This window comes from Pseudomonas sp. FGI182 (genome assembly GCF_000511325.1).
Classification (GTDB): domain Bacteria; phylum Pseudomonadota; class Gammaproteobacteria; order Pseudomonadales; family Pseudomonadaceae; genus Aquipseudomonas; species Aquipseudomonas putida_Z.
In genome coordinates this window covers 536,534-556,056 of record NZ_CP007012.1, presented here as the reverse complement: position 1 = coordinate 556,056, position 19,523 = coordinate 536,534, and the positions used below count along the sequence as shown (strand labels likewise).

Genomic DNA, 19,523 nt, shown 5'->3' with positions numbered 1-19,523 from the left:
TCAGGCCAGGTACTTCACGCCCAGGCTGGTGAACAGGCAGAGCATCGAGAACACCAGCGCCTTGCGCACCACTTCGTTGCCCTTGCGTAGGGCCAGTGCGCTGCCCAGGTGGTTACCGAGGATGTTGCAGGCCACCAGCGGCAACGCCAGCAGGTAGACGACCTTGCCGGCAATGACGAAGGCCACCAGGGCGCCGATGTTGGACGCGAAGTTGAAGGTTTTGGAGTTGGCCGAGCTGGAGACCAGGTCCATGCGCAGCAGGTAATGAAAAGCGATGATGAACATGCTGCCGGTACCGGGGCCGAAGAAGCCGTCATAGAAACCGATGGCCAGGCAGGTCAGCGGGACCACGGTGAACAGCATGCGCGATGACAGTTCGCGCTCCTCGACCGGGCGGTCCTTGGGGGTGAGGAAGATGAGGATGCCGAAGGGGATCAGCGCCAGGATGATCTTGCCTACGGTTTCCTGGGAGATCGACACGATCAGGTGCGCCCCCAGGTAGGCACCGAGCAGCGAGAATGGCACGCCGACCAGCGCCACCTTCCAGACCATCTTGCTGTTGGCCAGGAAGTTGCGGATGGCCGCCAGCGTGCCGAGGGTACTGACGAGTTTTTCCTGGCCAAGGGCAACCTGGGGTGGCATGCCAACCAGCAGAAAGCCCGGAACCAGGAACAGCCCGCCGCCACCGGCAATGCTGTCGACGAAGCCGGCAACGAAGGCAATCGCCCCGAGCATGAGGATCGCCAGCAACCAGTGTTCCGCCCAGAAAGCGCCCAGAATTTCCATAGCAAAGTCCATCCAGTGGAGTGTCATGCCAAGCACAACGCGAGTGCGCTTGCCCCAATCAATGCGGTGATTGTAATTACAGCAATTGAATCGATTCAATCATAAATTAAATCGACTCAATAGCGAGGATTACCATCATTACCCGTATCTTGGCTTTCATGCTAGGCTGCGCGCACTTGCAGAATCTGGTGCCATTTCCATGTGGGTCCCTCAATACGGCGATCAAACCCAGCCGGTTTACCTGATGATCGCTAATGCCCTTGAACAGGACATCGAAAGTGGTCGGCTTGCAGCAGGCGATCGCTTGCCCACCCTCAAAGACCTTGCCGAGGCACTGAATGTAACCCCCGGCACCGTTGGAAGAGCCTACGACGAAGCGGCCAAGCGCGGCCTGGTGGTTGGAGAGGTGGGCCGTGGCACATTTGTCAGACAGTTGCGACAGCGGTTATCCACCCCCTCGGCGCCCGCCCCCGTTACTGGCGAAAGCAGCCAGATCGATCTCTCGATCATCAAACCCAACGACGCCCACATGAGTGAGTGGCTGGGTGCGGCAGTCAGCGAGCTGGCCACCTCTTCGGACCTGGGGCAGGTACTCGACTATGTGACAGAGGGTGGTCACACCTCCCACAAACAAGCAGGGGCAGCCTGGATTCAGCGCTGGCTGCCTGATGCTCGCTGGCAACAGGTTGTACTGACCTCTGGCGCCCAGCATGGGCTATTGGTGGCCATCAGCAGCCTGTCGAAGAGCGACGATGTGGTGCTGTGCGAGTCGTTCTGCTACCCAGGGATCATCTCCCTGGCCCACAGCATGGGCCGCCGCCTGCGCGGCGTGGCCATGGACGAGCACGGCCTGATTCCCGAGGCATTGCGCGCGGCGTGCCTGGAGCACCGCCCTTCCCTGCTGGTGTGCGTCACCACCCACCAGAACCCGACCAACTCGATCATGCCCCATGCACGGCGCCAGGCCATCGCCGAGATCGCCCGCGAGTTCGACCTGTTCATCGTCGATGACGATATCTACGGTTTCCTCGAACCCGCACCGGATTACCAGCCACTGGCGGCGTATGCGCCCGAACGCTCGGTGTACCTCACCAGCCTGTCCAAAAGTGTGCTGCCGGCACTGCGCATCGGTTACCTGTATGCCCCACCGCAAACCCTCTCGCGGCTTTCGTCGATGGTACGCAGCAGCGTCTGGATGCCATCGCCGTTGATGGCACAACTGGCCAGCAACCTGATCAACAGCGGCATGGCCGACCAGTTGGTGCGAGAACAACAGGAAGAGGCGGCCGCGCGCCAGCAAATGGCCCGGGAGATCCTTGGCAAGTACAAGATCCGCAGCCAGCCCAACAGCTTCCACATCTGGCTGGAGTTGCCCGAGCCGTGGACCAGCGACGAATTCGCCAACCTGGCGCGTAACAACGGCGTCACGGTTGTCAGTGGCAGCCAGTTCCTGCCAGAACGTAGCCACGCCAGCTGCGGCGTGCGCATCGCCCTGATGGCCCCCAGCCGCCAGGAACTGGGCTTTGCCCTGACCAAGCTGGTCAGCTTGCTGGACTCGCCGGAGCCGCGGTTGTTTTATTGAAGCGCTGGCTTATTGGACCCGCTCTCACCTAACCCTGTGAATTAGCAGGGACCCTGTGGGAGCGGCTTTAGCCGCGAACACCGGCACAGCCGGTGCCATGCACCGCGCTGGATTCTTCGCGGCTAAAGCCGCTCCCACAGGATAAGCGGATCGCTTGCGAACTCGTTCGCACTAGCACCTGAGCTTATCGGGATCAGCCAAACAGGTGCAGCAGAATGGCACCGCACTGCCCACAAAAAAACCCAGGGCAACTGCCCTGGGCTTCTGGTCTTGCTAGACGCCTGATCGCTCCGATCAGAACGGAATATCGTCATCGAAGCTGTCGAAGTCAGCCGCCGGCTGCGGGGCTGGCTGCTGTGGCGCCGGGCGCTGAGGGGCCTGCTGCGGGCGCGGGGCCTGTTGACGTGGCGGGGCCTGGTTGTACTGTTGCTGCTGGCCGCCACCGTAGTTGCCGCCACCCTGGTTGTACGGGTCACCGCCCTGCTGCTGGCCCTGCGGACGACCGCCGAGCAGCTGCATGGTGCCGTTGATGTCGACGATGATCTCGGTGGTGTAGCGCTTGATGCCGTCTTTTTCCCACTCGCGGGTCTGCAGCTTGCCTTCGATGTAGCACTGCGAACCCTTGCGCAGGTATTCGCCGGCGATTTCGGCAACCTTGCCGAACAGCGACACACGGTGCCACTCGGTACGCTCGACCTTCTGGCCCGACTGCTTGTCGGTCCACTGCTCGCTGGTAGCCAGGCTCAGGTTGGTCACGGCGTTACCGTTGGGCAGGTAGCGGACTTCGGGATCCTGGCCACAGGTGCCGACCAGAATGACTTTGTTAACCCCACGGGCCATAACGTTCTCCTAGGCTTCGCACGCCGAAGAGGCCGGGTTCACCAGGCGCTCGAGGGTCGTACGGTCCAAAATTTTCGTATCCAGTTTGATATAGATGGCGGCTTCTTCCGCCACCACGACGGCGTCGGTCACACCTGGCACAGCCATCAGGCGCTCGGTCAGGCCGGCTTCCCGGACTGCCTCTGGCGTCAGCGGCATGCGCAGGCTGGTCACATAGGGCGGCTCGTTCATGCGCAAGGCGACGACCAACCAGATGGCACACAGCACCGCACAACCGAGGAACACCATGTTCAGCCCGCCGTGCTGGAACAACCAGCCGCCGAGGATTCCTCCCAGGGCAGCGCCGAGGAACTGGCTGGTGGAGTAGACCCCCATTGCCGTCCCCTTGCCACCTGCAGGCGACACCTTGCTCACCAGCGAAGGCAGCGATGCCTCCAGCAGGTTGAATGCAGTAAAGAATACCACGGTGCCGATCACCAGTCCGCGCAAACCGTCAGCCCACTGCCAGAAGAACACCTCCACCAGCAGCAACACACTGACCGCCCCGGCCAGCACGCGTTTCATCTTGCGCTTTTTTTCGCCATAGATGATGAACGGGACCATTGCAAAAAATGAGATGAACAACGCGGTCAGGTACACCCACCAGTGCTGCTCCTTCGGTAGACCGCCGCGCTCGACAAAGGCCAGTGGCAATGCGACGAAGCTGGCCATGAGGATGGCGTGGAGGATGAAAATGCCCACATCCAGGCGCAGAAGGTCCGGATGGCGCAGGGTCGGGCCGATGGCTTGGCGCGCCACACCCGACTCACGGTGCTGCAGGATGCTGTGGGTATTGGGCACCACAAAGGCGATCAGCAGGATGCCGACCAGGGCAAGTCCTGCCGTGGCGAGGAACAATCCTGACAAGCCAAAGGCACGAGTCAGCAATGGGCCAACGACCATGGCGACAGCAAACGACAGGCCGATGCTCATGCCGATCATGGCCATGGCCTTGGTCCGGTGCTGCTCGCGCGTGAGGTCGGACAGCAGCGCCATGACCGCAGCGGAAATCGCCCCGGCGCCCTGCAGGATACGCCCGGCGATCACTCCCCAGATGGAGTCGGCCTGGGCCGCCAATACACTACCCAGGGCAAAGATGACCAACCCCAGGTAAATCACCGGCCGGCGGCCGATACGATCGGAAATCATCCCGAACGGGATCTGCAATACCGCCTGCGTCAGGCCATAGGCACCAATGGCCAGGCCGATCAGCGCAGGCGTGGCACCGGCCAGGTCCATGCCGTAGGTGGCCAGCACCGGCAAGACCATGAACATGCCCAGCATACGAAAGGCAAAGACCAGGGCCAGGCCGCCAGCGGCGCGGGTTTCGCTGCCACTCATGCGCTCGTTGTGGGTGTCGTGCATGGATTAATCTCGTGTGAACCGGCGGCGATTCTATCAGTCCGACAGCTTGACGGCATCTACGCGACGCTTTGCCGCGTACTGGCAGCGCGCCGTATACTTCCTTGTTTATGCCCGCCGAGCGAGGCCGCAGTGGACAAGATCCTGATTCGTGGGGCACGTACCCACAACCTGAAGAACATCGACCTGACCCTGCCCCGGGACAAGCTGATCGTGATCACCGGCCTGTCCGGTTCCGGCAAGTCGTCCCTGGCGTTCGACACCCTGTACGCCGAAGGCCAGCGCCGCTATGTGGAATCGCTGTCGGCCTACGCCCGGCAGTTCCTGTCGATGATGGAAAAGCCCGACGTCGATACCATCGAAGGCCTGTCGCCAGCCATTTCCATCGAGCAGAAGTCGACCTCGCACAACCCCCGCTCCACGGTCGGCACCATCACCGAAATCTACGACTATCTGCGCCTGCTGTACGCCCGCGTCGGCACCCCACGCTGCCCGGATCACGATATCCCGCTGGAAGCGCAAACGATCAGCCAGATGGTCGACCTGGTGCTGGAGCGCCCGGAAGGCAGCAAGCTGATGCTGCTGGCGCCGGTGGTGCGCGAGCGCAAGGGCGAGCACCTGGCAGTGTTCGACGAGCTGCGCGCCCAGGGCTTTGTGCGCGCCCGGGTAAACGGCAAGCTCTACGAACTCGACGAACTGCCCAAGCTGGACAAGCAGAAAAAACACAGCATCGATGTGGTGGTGGACCGTTTCAAGGTCCGCGCCGACCTGCAACAACGCCTGGCCGAGTCGTTCGAGACCGCGCTAAAGCTGGCCGACGGCATCGCCCTGGTGGCACCGATGGATGACGAACAAGGCGAAGAGACGATCTTCTCCGCGCGTTTCGCCTGCCCGGTCTGTGGTCATGCCATCAGCGAGCTGGAGCCGAAGCTGTTCTCCTTCAACAACCCCGCCGGCGCCTGCCCGACCTGCGATGGCCTGGGGGTGAAGCAGTTCTTCGACACCAAGCGCCTGGTCAATGCCGAGCTCACCTTGGCCGAAGGCGCGATCCGCGGCTGGGACCGGCGCAACGTGTACTACTTCCAGATGCTCGGCTCGCTGGCCGCGCATTACGGCTTCAGCCTGGAGGAACCATTCGGCCAGCTTTCGGCCGAGCACCAGAAGGTGATCCTTCAGGGCAGCGGCAAGCAGAGCGTCGACTTCAAGTACCTCAACGACCGTGGCGACATCGTCAAGCGCTCGCACCCGTTCGAAGGCATCGTGCCGAACCTGGAGCGCCGCTACCGCGAGACCGAGTCGGCCACCGTGCGCGAAGAACTGGCCAAGTTCCTCGGCACCCAACCCTGCCCGGATTGCCGCGGCACCCGCCTGCGCCGTGAGGCACGGCACGTGTGGGTGGGCGAAAAAACCCTGCCGGCGGTGACCAATCTGCCGATCGGTGAAGCCAGCAACTATTTCGGCGAGCTGACCCTGACCGGTCGCCGCGGCGAGATTGCGGCGAAGATCCTCAAGGAAATCTGCGAGCGCCTGCAGTTCCTGGTCAACGTCGGTCTCGACTATCTCACCCTGGACCGCAGCGCCGACACCCTGTCCGGTGGCGAAGCGCAGCGTATCCGCCTGGCCAGCCAGATCGGCGCTGGCCTGGTGGGAGTGATGTACATCCTCGATGAGCCGTCCATCGGCCTTCATCAGCGTGACAATGACCGCCTGCTGGCCACCCTCAACCACCTGCGCGACCTGGGCAACACGGTGATCGTGGTGGAACACGACGAGGACGCCATCCGCCTGGCCGACTACGTGGTGGACATCGGCCCGGGAGCCGGGGTGCACGGTGGGCAGATCGTTGCCGAGGGCTCGCCGCAGGAGGTCATGGAGCACCCCGACTCGCTGACCGGCAAGTACCTGTCCGGGCGCAAGAAGATTGTCGTGCCGGCCAAGCGCACGCCGCGCAACAAGAAGCTGCAACTCAAGCTCAAGGGCGCGCGTGGCAACAACCTGCAAAACGTCGACCTGGAAGTCCCGATCGGCCTGCTGACCTGCGTGACCGGGGTGTCCGGCTCGGGCAAGTCGACGCTGATCAACAACACCCTGTTCCCACTGGCCGCCACCGCCCTGAATGGCGCAAGCAGCCTGGAAGCGGCGCCGCATGCCAGCATGGATGGTCTGCAGCACCTGGACAAGGTGGTGGATATCGACCAGAGCCCGATCGGCCGCACCCCTCGCTCGAACCCGGCGACCTACACCGGCATCTTCACGCCGATCCGCGAGCTGTTCTCCGGCGTGCCGGAATCGCGTTCGCGCGGCTATGGTCCGGGGCGTTTCTCGTTCAACGTCAAGGGGGGCCGTTGCGAGGCCTGCCAGGGCGATGGCCTGATCAAGGTGGAGATGCACTTCCTGCCGGACATCTACGTGCCGTGCGACGTGTGCAAGAGCAAGCGCTACAACCGCGAAACTCTGGAGATCAAGTACAAGGGCAAGAACATCCACGAGGTGCTGGAGATGACCATCGAGGATGCCCGCGAGTTCTTCGACGCAGTGCCGGCGCTGGCGCGCAAGCTGCAGACGTTGATGGATGTGGGGCTGTCGTACATCAAGCTGGGGCAGTCGGCGACCACCCTGTCGGGTGGTGAGGCCCAGCGAGTCAAGCTATCGCGCGAACTGTCCAAGCGTGACACCGGCAAGACCCTGTACATCCTCGATGAGCCGACCACGGGCCTGCACTTTGCCGATATCCAGCAGTTGCTGGACGTGCTGCATCGCCTGCGCGACCACGGCAATACCGTGGTGGTGATCGAGCACAACCTGGATGTGATCAAGACCGCGGACTGGCTGGTGGATCTGGGGCCGGAGGGTGGCTCGAAAGGTGGGCAGATCATTGCCTGCGGTACGCCGGAAGAACTGAGTACGATGAAACAGTCGTACACCGGGCACTACCTGAAACCGTTGCTGGAGCGGGATCGGGCGTAAGGCCCTGGGGGCGCTTTGCGCCCCTTTCGCGACACAAGGCCGCTCCTACAGCCGATCGCGTAATCTCTGGATTGACGCGTTCAAATGTAGGAGCGGCCTTGTGTCGCGATAGGGCTGCAAAGCAGCCCCAGGCTTTTACATCTGCGACTGCAGGTAGTTCTCGAGGCCAATGGCCTTGATCAGCCCCTGCTGCTTCTCCAGCCAGTAGGTGTGATCTTCTTCGGTATCAGCCAACTGAGCGCGCAGGATGTCGCGGCTGATGTAGTCCTTGTGCAGCTCGCACAGCTCGATGCCTTTGCACAGCGCGCCGCGTACCTTGTACTCGAGCTTGAGGTCAGCCTCGATCATTTCCGGCACGGTGCTGCCCACTTCCAGGTCGTCCGCGCGCATGTCAGGGGTGCCTTCGAGCATGAGGATGCGACGCATCAGGGCATCTGCGTGCTGCGTCTCTTCTTCCATTTCGTGGTTGATGCGCTCGTAGAGCTTGGACAGGCCCCAGTCTTCGTACATACGCGAGTGAATGAAGTACTGGTCACGCGCCGCCAGTTCGCCCTTCAGCAGCGTAACGAGGTAGTTGATTACGTCCGGGTGACCTTGCATCGCCCTGCTTCTCCATGTGAAAACGTCTATGCCACATAGTGTGAACCAGCTTTTGCCTGCGGTCACTGAAAACCGCGCAATTAGAAGCAAAAAATCGGTTAAACAGTAGTGATATTCATTGAAAAACCGCCCAAATGAGGGCGGTTCTTCTTATCACTTCGACTTAGGCGAGATTGATGCCCAAGGCCTTGGCAACCCCTTCGCCATAGGCCGGATCGGCCTTGAAGAAGTATTGCAACTGACGCTGGACCACGTCTTCGCTGACGCCTGCCATGGTGCCGGCAATGTTGTTTATCAGCAGGGCTTTCTGCTCATCGTTCATCAGGCGGAACAGCGCGCCGGCGTGGCTGTAGTAGTCGGTGTCTTCGCGGTGGTCGTAACGGTCTGCGGAACCATTCAGGGCCAGTGCAGGCTCGGCGTGGCGTGGCGACTGCTTCGGTGCATCGCTGTAGCTGTTGGGCTCATAGTTCGGCGCGCTGCCGTAACTGCCAGCGGCCATGGAACCATCACGCTGGTAGCTGTTGACCGGGCAGCGTGGTGCGTTCACCGGCAGCTGCTGGTGGTTGGTACCCACCCGGTAGCGGTGCGCATCGGCGTAGGCGAATACCCGCCCTTGCAGCATGCGGTCCGGCGACAGGCCAACACCCGGCACCATGTTGCTCGGGCCAAACGCAGCCTGCTCGACCTCGGCAAAGTAGTTGAGCGGGTTACGGTTGAGCTCCAGCACGCCCACTTCAATCAGCGGGTAGTCCTTCTGCGACCAGGTCTTGGTCACGTCGAAGGGGTTCTCGTCGCGGCTGGCAGCCTCGGCTTCGCTCATCACTTGGATGCATACGGTCCAGCGTGGGTAATCGCCCCGCTCGATGGCTTCGAACAGGTCGCGCTGGGCGTAGTCCGGGTCAGTACCTGCCAGGCGCGCGGCATCTGCCGGTGCGAGGTTCTTGATGCCTTGCTGGGTCTTGAAGTGCCATTTGACCCAGGTGCGTTCACCCTTGGCATTGATCAGGCTGTAGGTATGGCTACCGAAGCCGTGCATGTGGCGGTAGCCGTCCGGAATGCCGCGATCGGAGAACAGAATGGTGACCTGATGCAGCGCCTCGGGAGAGTGCGACCAGAAGTCCCACATCATCTGAGCGTTCTTCAGGTTGGATTGCGGGTGACGCTTCTGGGTGTGGATAAAGTCCGGGAACTTCAGTGGGTCGCGGATGAAGAACACCGGCGTGTTGTTGCCAACGATGTCCCAGTTGCCTTCCTCGGTGTAGAACTTGACGGCAAAACCACGGGGGTCGCGCTCGGTATCAGCGGAGCCACGCTCACCACCAACGGTGGAGAAGCGCAGGAAGGTTTCGGTCTGCTTGCCAACCTGTTCAAACAACTTGGCACTGGTGTATTCAGTGATATCGCGGGTGACGGTAAAGGTGCCGTAGGCGCCCGAGCCTTTTGCGTGTACGCGGCGCTCAGGAATGTTCTCGCGGTTGAAGTGGGCGAGCTTCTCGATCAGGTGGAAGTCGTCGAGCAGCAGCGGGCCGCGCGGGCCGGCGGAACGGGAATTCTGGTTGTCTGCTACAGGTGCACCGCTGGCGGTGGTGAGAATCTTGCTCATGGGCTCTCCTTATCGGTCTTCAAGCGCCGGCTAATCGGCTCTGGAGAGAGTATTGACGAGCAAGGTTACAAGAACAAATGCATTACATGACTTGTATCAATAGAAATAAACAATACGTCTTGAAACAAAAAACCGGGCACTAGGCCCGGTTCTTTGTAGCAGACAGAACGTCTTACTCAGCAGCTTCTACAGCACCGCCGACCGGACGATCAACCAGCTCGACGTACGCCATAGGAGCGTTGTCGCCAGCGCGGAAACCGCACTTCAGGATGCGCAGGTAGCCGCCCTGACGGGTGGCGTAACGCTTGCCCAGGTCGTTGAACAGCTTGCCAACAGCGGACTTCGAACGGGTACGATCGAAGGCCAGACGGCGGTTAGCTACGCTGTCTTCCTTGGCCAGGGTGATCAGCGGCTCGGCAACGCGGCGCAGTTCCTTGGCTTTCGGCAGGGTGGTTTTGATCAGCTCGTGCTCGATCAGCGACACTGCCATGTTCTGGAACATAGCCTTGCGGTGAGAGCTGGTACGGCTCAGGTGACGTCCACTTTTACGATGACGCATGATTCATTCCTTACCAAACACTACGTTCGGTGATTACGACGATCAGGCGGTCGCCTTGTCGTCTTTCTTAAGACTTGCAGGCGGCCAGTTGTCGAGGCGCATGCCGAGAGACAGACCACGAGAGGCCAGGACGTCCTTGATTTCAGTCAGGGACTTCTTGCCCAGGTTAGGAGTCTTCAACAGCTCTACTTCGGTACGCTGAATCAGGTCGCCGATGTAGTAGATGTTCTCCGCCTTGAGGCAGTTGGCCGAACGTACAGTCAGTTCCAGGTCGTCAACCGGACGCAGCAGGATCGGATCGATCTCGTCTTCCTGCTCGACTACGACAGGCTCGCTGTCACCTTTGAGGTCGACGAACGCGGCCAGCTGCTGTTGCAGGATGGTCGCAGCGCGGCGGATAGCCTCTTCAGGATCCAGGGTGCCGTTGGTTTCCAGATCAATGACCAGCTTGTCCAGGTTGGTACGCTGTTCAACACGGGCGTTCTCGACCACATAGGCGATACGACGCACCGGGCTGAACGAAGCGTCCAACTGCAGACGGCCAATGCTACGGCTTTCGTCTTCGTCGGTTTGACGGGAGTCGGCCGGCTCGTAACCACGACCACGAGCTACAGTGAGCTTCATGTTCAGGGCGCCGTTCGACGCCAGGTTCGCGATTACGTGATCGGGGTTGACGATCTCGACATCGTGATCCAGCTGAATATCGGCAGCGGTAACCACCCCCGAACCCTTTTTCGACAAGGTCAGCGTAACTTCGTCACGACCGTGCAGTTTGATAGCCAGGCCTTTCAGGTTCAACAGGATTTCAATGACGTCTTCCTGAACACCTTCGATCGCGGAGTACTCGTGGAGTACGCCGTCGATCTCGGCCTCGACTACTGCACAGCCAGGCATGGAGGACAACAGGATGCGGCGCAGCGCGTTGCCCAGGGTATGGCCGAAACCACGCTCGAGAGGCTCGAGCGTAATCTTGGCGCGGGTCGGACTGACTACCTGCACATCAATGTGGCGGGGAGTCAGGAACTCATTTACCGAAATCTGCATGGATGCACCTATTTTCTAGCCCTTACTTGGAGTAGAGCTCGACAATCAGGTTCTCGTTGATGTCGGCAGACAGGTCGCTGCGAGCAGGAACGTTCTTGAAAACGCCCGACTTTTTAGCAGCATCCACGTCAACCCACTCAACGCGGCCACGCTGGGCGCACAGTTCAAGGGCTTGAACAATGCGCAGCTGGTTCAGCGACTTCTCGCGAACCGCGACCACGTCACCCGGACGAACTTGGTAGGATGGAATGTTTACAGTCTTACCGTTGACGCTGATCGCTTTGTGCGAAACCAGCTGACGGGACTCGGAACGAGTCGAGCCGAAGCCCATACGGTAGACGACGTTATCCAGACGGCACTCGAGCAGTTGCAGCAGGTTTTCACCGGTTGCGCCTTTTTTCGAGGCTGCAGCCTGGTAGTAACCGCGGAACTGACGCTCCAGAACACCGTAGATACGACGAACTTTTTGCTTCTCGCGCAGCTGGGTACCGTAGTCGGACTGACGGCCACGGCGCTGGCCGTGGATACCTGGGGCTGCTTCGATGTTGCACTTCGATTCCAGAGCGCGAACGCCGCTCTTCAGGAACAGGTCAGTGCCTTCACGACGAGACAGTTTGCATTTTGGACCAATGTAACGTGCCATTTATCTGTCTCCTGATTACACGCGACGCTTCTTCGGCGGACGGCACCCGTTGTGCGGGATTGGCGTCACGTCGGTGATGCTGGCGATCTTGTAGCCGCAGCTGTTCAGTGCACGAACGGCGGACTCACGACCTGGACCTGGACCCTTGACGTTTACGTCGAGGTTCTTCAGACCGTATTCCAGCGCAGCTTGACCAGCACGCTCAGCAGCGATCTGGGCTGCGAACGGGGTGGATTTGCGCGAACCACGGAAACCCGAACCACCGGAGGTCGCCCAGGACAAAGCGTTGCCCTGACGGTCGGTGATGGTCACGATGGTGTTGTTGAAAGAGGCATGGATGTGGGCGATGCCATCAACCACTGTCTTTTTGACTTTCTTACGAGGACGAGCAGCAGGTTTTGCCATGTCTATATTCCTGGGCGATTACTTGCGGATCGGCTTACGCGGGCCCTTACGGGTGCGTGCGTTGGTCTTGGTGCGCTGACCGCGAACCGGCAGACCTTTACGATGACGCAGGCCGCGGTAGCAACCCAGGTCCATCAAGCGCTTGATCTTCATGTTGATGTCACGACGCAGGTCACCTTCGGTGGTGAACTTCGCGACTTCGCCACGCAGGGTTTCGATTTGCTCGTCGCTCAGATCCTTGATCTTAGCGGCTGGGTTTACACCAGCGTCTGCACAGATCTTCTGCGCAGTAGTGCGACCGACACCATAGATGTAGGTCAGCGAGATAACAGCATGCTTGTTATCTGGAATGTTGACGCCTGCAATACGGGCCATTCAGTGGGACTCCAATTGACAGCTACCTACGCCCCGGAAGCCAAGAAATAGGGCGCGAGATAATATCGCTGTAGAAACGAATAATCAACCCAGCAGCACACTAGCTGCTGGGTTTGAAGCGCAGATCACACTCAGCCTTGGCGCTGTTTGTGACGCGGTTCCGCGCTGCAGATCACTCGTACGACGCCTTCGCGACGGATGATCTTGCAGTTACGGCACAGCTTTTTCACCGATGCACGAACTTTCATTACCGACTCCTCGAACCTTAGGGGCGTATCAGCGCAGCAGACCGCTGCCACCGTAGCCTTTCAGGTTGGCTTTCTTCATCAGGGATTCGTACTGGTGCGAAACGAGGTGCGATTGTACTTGGGACATGAAGTCCATCACAACCACTACCACAATCAGCAACGAGGTCCCGCCAAGGTAGAACGGCACATTTGCTGCCACCACCAGGAACTGGGGCAGAAGGCAGACGGCCATCATGTAAAGAGCACCGAACATGGTCAGACGGGTCAGAACGCCATCAATGTAGCGTGCCGACTGCTCACCAGGACGGATACCCGGAATAAAGGCACCGGACTTCTTCAGGTTTTCCGCTACGTCTTTCGGGTTGAACATCAGCGCTGTGTAGAAGAAGCAGAAGAAAATGATCCCTGCACTAAACAGCAGAATGTTCAACGGCTGACCAGGAGCGATCGACTGCGAGATGTCCTGCAGCCAGCCCATACCTTCGGACTGACCGAACCAGGCACCCAGCGAAGCCGGGAACAGCAGAATGCTGCTCGCGAAAATGGCCGGGATAACCCCCGCCATGTTCACCTTCAGCGGCAAGTGGCTGGTCTGCGCAGCGAAGACCTTGCGGCCCTGCTGACGCTTGGCGTAGTGAACGGCGATACGACGCTGACCACGCTCAATGAACACCACGAAGCCGATAATCGCTACTGCCAGCAAACCGATAGCGACCAGGGCGAAAATGTTGATATCGCCTGTGCGTGCAGACTCGAAAGACTGCCCGATTGCTCTCGGAAGACCGGCAACGATACCCGCGAAGATCAACATCGAGATACCGTTGCCCACACCGCGCTCGGTGATCTGCTCGCCCAGCCACATCATGAACATCGCGCCCGCCACGAAGGTGGAGACGGCGACGACATGGAAGCCCAGGCCTACAGAAAACGCCACGCCCTGGTTGGCCAGGCCAATGGACATGCCAATGGCTTGAACCAGTGCCAGGATAACGGTGCCGTAGCGGGTGTACTGGCTGATCTTGCGACGGCCAGCTTCACCTTCCTTCTTCAACTGCTCCAGTTGCGGGCTGACCGCCGTCATCAGCTGCATGATGATCGATGCCGAGATGTACGGCATGATCCCCAGTGCAAAGATGCTCATGCGCTCGAGCGCGCCACCGGAAAACATGTTGAACAAGCTAAGAATGGTCCCCTCATTCTGCCGAAACAGATCCGCCAGACGGTCTGGATTGATGCCAGGAACCGGGATATGCGCACCTATCCGATAGACGATGATCGCCATGAACAGAAAGCGCAGACGAGCCCAGAGTTCCGACATCCCGCCCTTACCGAGCGAAGAGAGAGCACCTTGCTTAGCCATTTATTCCTCGAACTTGCCGCCAGCTGCTTCGATAGCCGCACGCGCACCCTTGGTGGCTGCGATACCCTTGATGGTGACTGCGCGAGTGACTTCGCCAGACAGCATGATTTTCACGCGCTGTACGTTCTGGCCGATCACGTTGGCATCCTTCAGGGATTGCACGGAGATCACGTCGCCTTCCACCTTGGCCAGCTCGGACAGACGCACTTCGGCGCGGTCCATGGCTTTCAGGGAAACGAAGCCGAACTTCGGCAGACGACGGTGCAGCGGCTGTTGACCGCCTTCGAAGCCAGGAGCGATCGAACCACCCGAACGGGAAGTCTGACCTTTGTGGCCACGGCCGCCGGTCTTACCCAGACCGCTACCGATACCACGACCTGGACGATGCTTCTCGCGACGGGAACCCGGCGCTGGACTCAGATCATTGAGTTTCATCGATTAACCCTCGACCTTCAGCATGTAGTAAGCCTTGTTGATCATCCCGCGGTTTTCGGGAGTATCCTGGACTTCTACAGTGTGACCGATGCGACGCAGACCCAGGCCCTTAACGCACAGCTTGTGGTTAGGCAGACGGCCCGAGACGCTCTTGATCAGCGTTACTTTTACGGTTGCCATGATCAGAAGATCTCCTCGACGCTCTTGCCGCGCTTGGCAGCAATGGATTCAGGAGATTGCATGGCTTTCAGACCCTTGAAGGTGGCGTAAACCACGTTCACTGGGTTGGTCGAACCGTAGCACTTGGCCAGAACGTTCTGAACACCAGCAACTTCCAGGACAGCACGCATTGCGCCACCGGCGATGATACCGGTACCTTCGGAGGCAGGCTGCATGTAAACCTTCGAGGCGCCGTGGGCAGCCTTGGTGGCGTACTGCAGGGTGGTGCCCTTCAGGTCAACCTGGATCATGTTGCGGCGAGCAGCTTCCATGGCTTTCTGGATCGCGGCAGGTACTTCGCGCGACTTGCCACGGCCGAAGCCAACACGACCTTTACCATCACCTACCACGGTCAGCGCGGTGAAGGTGAAGATACGGCCGCCTTTTACGGTTTTGGCAACGCGGTTAACTTGAACCAGCTTCTCGATGTAGCCTTCGTCGCGCTTTTGATCGTTATTTGCCATAACTTAGAACTCCAGCCCGCCTTCACGAGCAGCATCAGCCAGCGCTTTGACGCGGCCATGGTACTTGAAGCCGGAACGGTCAAAGGCAACTTGAGATACACCGGCGGCTTTCGCACGCTCAGCTACCAGCTTGCCAACCTTAGTGGCCGCGTCGATGTTGCCAGTGGCGCCATCACGCAGTTCTTTGTCCAAGGTCGAGGCGCTTGCCAGAACCTTGCTGCCGTCGGCCGAAATGACCTGGGCGTAGATGTGCTGCGAGGAGCGGAACACGCACAGGCGCACGACTTCGAGTTCGTGCATCTTGAGACGTGCTTTGCGAGCGCGACGCAGTCGAGTAACTTTTTTGTCGGTCATTTGCTAGGCCCTACTTCTTCTTGGCTTCTTTACGACGGACTACTTCGTCCGCGTAACGCACACCCTTGCCTTTGTAAGGCTCTGGCGGACGGAAGTCGCGGATTTCAGCGGCCACCTGACCCACCAGCTGCTTGTCGATACCCTTGATCAGGATGTCGGTCTGGCTTGGGGTTTCAGCGGTGATACCTGCTGGCAGTTCGTAGTCCACTGGGTGCGAGAAGCCCAGGGCCAGGTTCAGGACGGTGCCCTTGGCCTGTGCCTTGTAACCAACACCGACCAGCTGGAGCTTGCGCTCGAAGCCTTGGCTTACGCCCTGGACCATGTTGTTCACCAGAGCGCGGGTGGTACCGGCCATGGCGCGAGCTTGCTGGTCACCGTTGCGAGCGACGAAACGCAGCTCGCCAGACTCTTCGGTAACTTCAACAGACGAGTGAACGTTCAGTTCGAGAGTGCCTTTGGCACCCTTCACCGAAAGCTGCTGGCCGGCGAATTTGACTTCGACGCCTGCTGGCAGCTTAACGGGGTTCTTAGCGACGCGAGACATGCCTATCTCCCCTTAGAACACTGTGCACAGAACTTCGCCGCCGACACCGGCAGCGCGTGCAGCGCGATCAGTCATCACACCTTTGTTGGTGGAGACGATAGACACGCCCAGACCGCCACGTACTTTCGGCAGTTCTGCGACGGACTTGTACTGGCGCAGGCCTGGACGGCTGGAGCGCTTCAGTTCCTCGATGACCGGACGGCCTTCGAAGTACTTCAGTTCGATCGACAGGGAAGGCTTGGCCTCACCAGTTACCTGGTAGCCGGCGATGTAACCTTCGTCTTTCAGAACTTTGGCAACCGCGACCTTCAGGGTGGAGGAAGGCATGCTTACGACGGACTTTTCAGCCATCTGGGCATTACGGATGCGAGTTAGCATGTCCGCTAACGGGTCCTGCATACTCATGGGCTAGATGCTCCTGATACAAGAATTATTAGCCTTGCGGCTATCACAACCACCCGAGCGGACAGGGCAAAAAACCCAGGCTCAGGTGAGCCGGTCATTCTAGACACAAGGTAGAAACGAAACAAGCCCCATATAGGGGCTTGTTTGTTGGCGAGGTCACCGGCGGTCGGAAGATTGCTCCCCTTCCGCCGGGATCCAGCCTGCAGCGATTACCAGGAGGCCTTGACCAGACCTGGTACGTCACCGCGCATTGCAGCTTGACGCAGCATGTTACGGCCCAGGCCGAACTTACGGTATACACCGTGAGGACGACCGGTCAGGCGGCAACGGTTGCGCAGACGCGAAGCGGAGGCATCACGTGGCTGCTTCTGCAGGGCGACAACGGCAGCGAAACGCTCTTCAGGAGAGGCGTTCAGGTTGACGATGGTCGCTTTCAGCTCGGCACGCTTTTTGGCGTACTTGGCTACCGTGAGCTGACGCTTCAGCTCGCGGTTTTTCATGCTCTTCTTGGCCATTTTCCTACTCCAATCAGTTGCGGAACGGGAACTTGAAAGCACGCAGCAGAGCGCGGCCTTCGTCGTCCGAACGAGCAGTGGTGGTCAGGGTGATGTCCAAACCGCGCAGAGCATCGATCTTGTCGTAGTCGATTTCCGGGAAGATGATCTGCTCTTTCACGCCCATGCTGTAGTTGCCACGGCCATCGAAGGACTTGGCATTCAGGCCGCGGAAGTCGCGAACCCGAGGCAGGGAGATCGCCAGCAGGCGGTCCAGGAATTCGTACATCTTGTCGCGACGCAGGGTCACCTTGACACCGATCGGCCAGCCTTCACGGACTTTGAAGCCCGCGATGGATTTACGAGCGAAAGTCACGACCGGCTTTTGACCGGTGATCTTTTCCAGGTCGGCAACAGCGTGCTCGATGACTTTCTTGTCGCCGATCGCTTCGCCCAGACCCATGTTCAGGGTGATCTTGGTAACGCGCGGAACTTCCATCACGTTCGACAGCTTAAGTTCTTCCTTAAGCTTAGGAGCGATTTCGTTCCGGTAAATCTCTTTCAGTCGTGCCATGGTCTTCTACCTAGCAGTGTTCAAGCATCAACCGCTTTTTGGGTCGACTTGAAGACACGAATTTTTTTACCGTCTTCTACTTTGAAACCAACGCGGTCAGCCTTGTTGGTTTCGCCGTTGAAGATGGCAACGTTGGAAGCGTGCAGAGGCGCTTCTTTTTCGACGATACCGCCCTGTACGCCCGCCATCGGGTTAGGCTTGGTATGACGCTTGACCAGGTTCACACCACCAACGACCAGACGGTCATCAGCCAGAACCTTCAGCACCTTACCGCGCTTACCTTTGTCTTTGCCGGCGATCACGATGATCTCGTCGTCACGACGAATCTTTTGCATGTCGGATCTCCTTACAGCACTTCAGGGGCGAGCGAGACGATCTTCATGAACTTCTCAGTACGAAGTTCACGGGTCACTGGCCCGAAGATGCGAGTGCCGATCGGCTCTTGCTTGTTGTTCAGCAGAACAGCAGCGTTGCCGTCGAAACGAATGATGGAACCGTCAGCGCGACGAACACCGTGACGGGTGCGCACTACAACAGCGGTCATCACTTGGCCTTTCTTGACCTTACCGCGCGGAATTGCTTCCTTGACGGTTACCTTGATGATGTCACCGATGCCGGCGTAACGGCGGTGCGAACCGCCGAGCACCTTGATGCACATGACGCGACGAGCGCCGCTGTTATCGGCCACATCGAGCATGGATTGAGTCTGAATCATAAAATTTCTCCGACCCCTAGCCCTTAGACTTCAACAGCGCGTTCGAGGACTTCAACCAGTGCCCAGGACTTGGTCTTGGCCAGCGGACGGGTTTCACGGATGGAAACCTTGTCGCCGATCTTGCACTGGTTGGCTTCGTCGTGCGCGTGCAGCTTAGTCGAACGCTTAACGTATTTACCGTAGATCGGGTGCTTTACGCGACGCTCGATCAGAACGGTGATGGTCTTGTCCATTTTGTCGCTGACGACACGGCCAGTCAGCGTACGGACGGTTTTTTCAGCTTCAGCCATGATCACTTACCTGCCTGCTGGTTGAGCACAGTTTTCACGCGAGCGATGTCACGCTTAACTTGCGAGAGCAGGTGCGACTGCCCCAACTGGCCAGTTGCTTTCTGCATACGCAGATTGAACTGGTCGCGCAGCAAGCCGAGCAGTTGCTCATTCAGTTGCTGTGCCGATTTTTCACGAAGTTCATTCGCTTTCATCACATCACCGTCCGCTTAACAAAGGAGGTGGCGAGAGGCAGCTTTGCAGCAGCCAGGGCGAAAGCTTCGCGCGCCAGCTCTTCAGAAACACCCTCGATTTCATACAGGACTTTGCCTGGCTGAATCTGGGCAACCCAGTATTCCACGGAACCCTTACCTTTACCCATACGAACCTCGAGAGGCTTCTTGGAGATCGGCTTGTCCGGGAACACACGGATCCAAATCTTACCGCCACGTTTTACGTGACGGGTCAGCGCACGACGTGCGGACTCGATCTGGCGAGCGGTGAGGCGACCGCGAGCAACAGCTTTCAGGGCGAATTCGCCGAAGCTGACTTTGCTACCGCGCAGTGCCAGACCACGGTTGTGGCCAGTCATCTGCTTGCGGAATTTTGTACGCTTTGGTTGCAACATTTGGCGTAC

At 59.3% G+C, this 19,523-nt stretch carries 27 protein-coding genes; 2 read left to right on the top strand and 25 right to left on the bottom strand.

The window, feature by feature from the left end; all coding sequences use genetic code 11:
* The gene (locus tag C163_RS02455; RefSeq protein WP_025337496.1) at positions 1-786 is read right to left on the bottom strand and encodes a TSUP family transporter; all 786 of its coding nucleotides are present in this window, start codon (positions 784-786) and stop codon (positions 1-3) included.
* Between the two features lie 199 nt (positions 787-985).
* On the opposite strand from C163_RS02455, the gene C163_RS02450 reads away from it, so the two are divergent.
* Positions 986-2,368, top strand: a complete 1,383-nt coding sequence (locus C163_RS02450) for a PLP-dependent aminotransferase family protein (RefSeq protein WP_025337495.1) — start codon at positions 986-988, stop codon at positions 2,366-2,368.
* A 294-nt stretch (positions 2,369-2,662) separates the two neighbouring features.
* Here C163_RS02450 and C163_RS02445 read toward each other — a convergent pair whose 3' ends face one another.
* Both C163_RS02445 and C163_RS02440 read right to left on the bottom strand, forming a co-directional pair.
* A complete protein-coding gene (locus C163_RS02445) occupies positions 2,663-3,208 on the bottom strand; it encodes a single-stranded DNA-binding protein (RefSeq protein ID WP_025337494.1) in 546 nt (181 codons plus the stop codon).
* Between the two features lie 9 nt (positions 3,209-3,217).
* Positions 3,218-4,612 (bottom strand): MFS transporter, encoded by a 1,395-nt coding sequence (locus C163_RS02440; RefSeq protein ID WP_025337493.1) that lies wholly within the window; start codon positions 4,610-4,612, stop codon positions 3,218-3,220.
* Between the two features lie 129 nt (positions 4,613-4,741).
* On the opposite strand from C163_RS02440, the gene uvrA reads away from it, so the two are divergent.
* Positions 4,742-7,576 (top strand): excinuclease ABC subunit UvrA, encoded by a 2,835-nt coding sequence (gene uvrA, locus C163_RS02435; protein ID WP_025337492.1) that lies wholly within the window; start codon positions 4,742-4,744, stop codon positions 7,574-7,576.
* A gap of 135 nt (positions 7,577-7,711) precedes the next feature.
* On the opposite strand, the gene bfr is transcribed toward uvrA, so the two are convergent.
* The 22 genes from bfr to rplP form a co-directional block, all read right to left on the bottom strand.
* A complete protein-coding gene (gene bfr / locus C163_RS02430) occupies positions 7,712-8,176 on the bottom strand; it encodes a bacterioferritin (protein WP_003257116.1) in 465 nt (154 codons plus the stop codon).
* A gap of 163 nt (positions 8,177-8,339) precedes the next feature.
* Positions 8,340-9,779, bottom strand: coding sequence for a catalase (locus tag C163_RS02425; protein ID WP_025337491.1), 1,440 nt, complete (start codon positions 9,777-9,779; stop codon positions 8,340-8,342).
* Positions 9,780-9,951: 172 nt separating this feature from the next.
* Complete coding sequence (gene rplQ / locus C163_RS02420; RefSeq protein WP_003255451.1) at positions 9,952-10,338, bottom strand: 50S ribosomal protein L17; 387 nt, start codon at positions 10,336-10,338, stop codon at positions 9,952-9,954.
* Positions 10,339-10,380: 42 nt separating this feature from the next.
* Positions 10,381-11,382: a DNA-directed RNA polymerase subunit alpha gene (gene rpoA / locus C163_RS02415; protein ID WP_003255452.1), complete on the bottom strand. Its 1,002-nt coding sequence runs from the start codon at positions 11,380-11,382 to the stop codon at positions 10,381-10,383.
* Between the two features lie 22 nt (positions 11,383-11,404).
* Entirely contained in the window at positions 11,405-12,025 is a 621-nt protein-coding gene (rpsD, locus tag C163_RS02410) for a 30S ribosomal protein S4 (RefSeq protein WP_003257114.1), read from the bottom strand.
* A 15-nt stretch (positions 12,026-12,040) separates the two neighbouring features.
* Positions 12,041-12,430, bottom strand: a complete 390-nt coding sequence (rpsK, locus tag C163_RS02405; protein ID WP_003255454.1) for a 30S ribosomal protein S11 — start codon at positions 12,428-12,430, stop codon at positions 12,041-12,043.
* Positions 12,431-12,448: 18 nt separating this feature from the next.
* On the bottom strand, positions 12,449-12,805 hold the full coding sequence (gene rpsM, locus C163_RS02400; protein ID WP_003257112.1) for a 30S ribosomal protein S13: 357 nt from the start codon (positions 12,803-12,805) through the stop codon (positions 12,449-12,451).
* A 131-nt stretch (positions 12,806-12,936) separates the two neighbouring features.
* Positions 12,937-13,053: a 50S ribosomal protein L36 gene (gene rpmJ, locus C163_RS02395; protein ID WP_002555468.1), complete on the bottom strand. Its 117-nt coding sequence runs from the start codon at positions 13,051-13,053 to the stop codon at positions 12,937-12,939.
* A 28-nt stretch (positions 13,054-13,081) separates the two neighbouring features.
* Positions 13,082-14,413 carry a preprotein translocase subunit SecY gene (gene secY / locus C163_RS02390; protein ID WP_003257108.1) on the bottom strand — a complete coding sequence of 444 codons (1,332 nt, stop codon included), beginning with the start codon at positions 14,411-14,413 and terminating at the stop codon, positions 13,082-13,084.
* On the bottom strand, positions 14,414-14,848 hold the full coding sequence (gene rplO, locus C163_RS02385; protein WP_003257107.1) for a 50S ribosomal protein L15: 435 nt from the start codon (positions 14,846-14,848) through the stop codon (positions 14,414-14,416). It lies immediately after the preceding gene.
* Between the two features lie 3 nt (positions 14,849-14,851).
* Positions 14,852-15,028, bottom strand: a complete 177-nt coding sequence (gene rpmD / locus C163_RS02380; RefSeq protein ID WP_003255463.1) for a 50S ribosomal protein L30 — start codon at positions 15,026-15,028, stop codon at positions 14,852-14,854.
* 2 nt (positions 15,029-15,030) lie between these two features.
* The gene (gene rpsE / locus C163_RS02375; RefSeq protein WP_003255465.1) at positions 15,031-15,531 is read right to left on the bottom strand and encodes a 30S ribosomal protein S5; all 501 of its coding nucleotides are present in this window, start codon (positions 15,529-15,531) and stop codon (positions 15,031-15,033) included.
* Between the two features lie 3 nt (positions 15,532-15,534).
* Positions 15,535-15,885, bottom strand: a complete 351-nt coding sequence (rplR, locus tag C163_RS02370) for a 50S ribosomal protein L18 (RefSeq protein ID WP_009397496.1) — start codon at positions 15,883-15,885, stop codon at positions 15,535-15,537.
* Positions 15,886-15,895: 10 nt separating this feature from the next.
* Entirely contained in the window at positions 15,896-16,429 is a 534-nt protein-coding gene (gene rplF / locus C163_RS02365; RefSeq protein ID WP_009681972.1) for a 50S ribosomal protein L6, read from the bottom strand.
* 12 nt (positions 16,430-16,441) lie between these two features.
* Complete coding sequence (gene rpsH, locus C163_RS02360; RefSeq protein ID WP_009681971.1) at positions 16,442-16,834, bottom strand: 30S ribosomal protein S8; 393 nt, start codon at positions 16,832-16,834, stop codon at positions 16,442-16,444.
* A gap of 209 nt (positions 16,835-17,043) precedes the next feature.
* Complete coding sequence (gene rpsN, locus C163_RS02355; protein WP_013970638.1) at positions 17,044-17,349, bottom strand: 30S ribosomal protein S14; 306 nt, start codon at positions 17,347-17,349, stop codon at positions 17,044-17,046.
* Positions 17,350-17,362: 13 nt separating this feature from the next.
* Positions 17,363-17,902 (bottom strand): 50S ribosomal protein L5, encoded by a 540-nt coding sequence (gene rplE / locus C163_RS02350; protein WP_003257095.1) that lies wholly within the window; start codon positions 17,900-17,902, stop codon positions 17,363-17,365.
* A 20-nt stretch (positions 17,903-17,922) separates the two neighbouring features.
* On the bottom strand, positions 17,923-18,237 hold the full coding sequence (gene rplX, locus C163_RS02345; protein ID WP_016715319.1) for a 50S ribosomal protein L24: 315 nt from the start codon (positions 18,235-18,237) through the stop codon (positions 17,923-17,925).
* An 11-nt stretch (positions 18,238-18,248) separates the two neighbouring features.
* On the bottom strand, positions 18,249-18,617 hold the full coding sequence (rplN, locus tag C163_RS02340; RefSeq protein ID WP_002555479.1) for a 50S ribosomal protein L14: 369 nt from the start codon (positions 18,615-18,617) through the stop codon (positions 18,249-18,251).
* A 23-nt stretch (positions 18,618-18,640) separates the two neighbouring features.
* On the bottom strand, positions 18,641-18,907 hold the full coding sequence (rpsQ, locus tag C163_RS02335; protein WP_003255478.1) for a 30S ribosomal protein S17: 267 nt from the start codon (positions 18,905-18,907) through the stop codon (positions 18,641-18,643).
* A gap of 2 nt (positions 18,908-18,909) precedes the next feature.
* Positions 18,910-19,101, bottom strand: coding sequence for a 50S ribosomal protein L29 (gene rpmC / locus C163_RS02330; protein WP_002555481.1), 192 nt, complete (start codon positions 19,099-19,101; stop codon positions 18,910-18,912).
* Positions 19,101-19,514: a 50S ribosomal protein L16 gene (rplP, locus tag C163_RS02325; protein WP_003255479.1), complete on the bottom strand. Its 414-nt coding sequence runs from the start codon at positions 19,512-19,514 to the stop codon at positions 19,101-19,103. Before rplP ends, rpmC begins: the two co-directional genes overlap by 1 nt.
* Between the last annotated feature and the right edge of the window lie 9 nt (positions 19,515-19,523).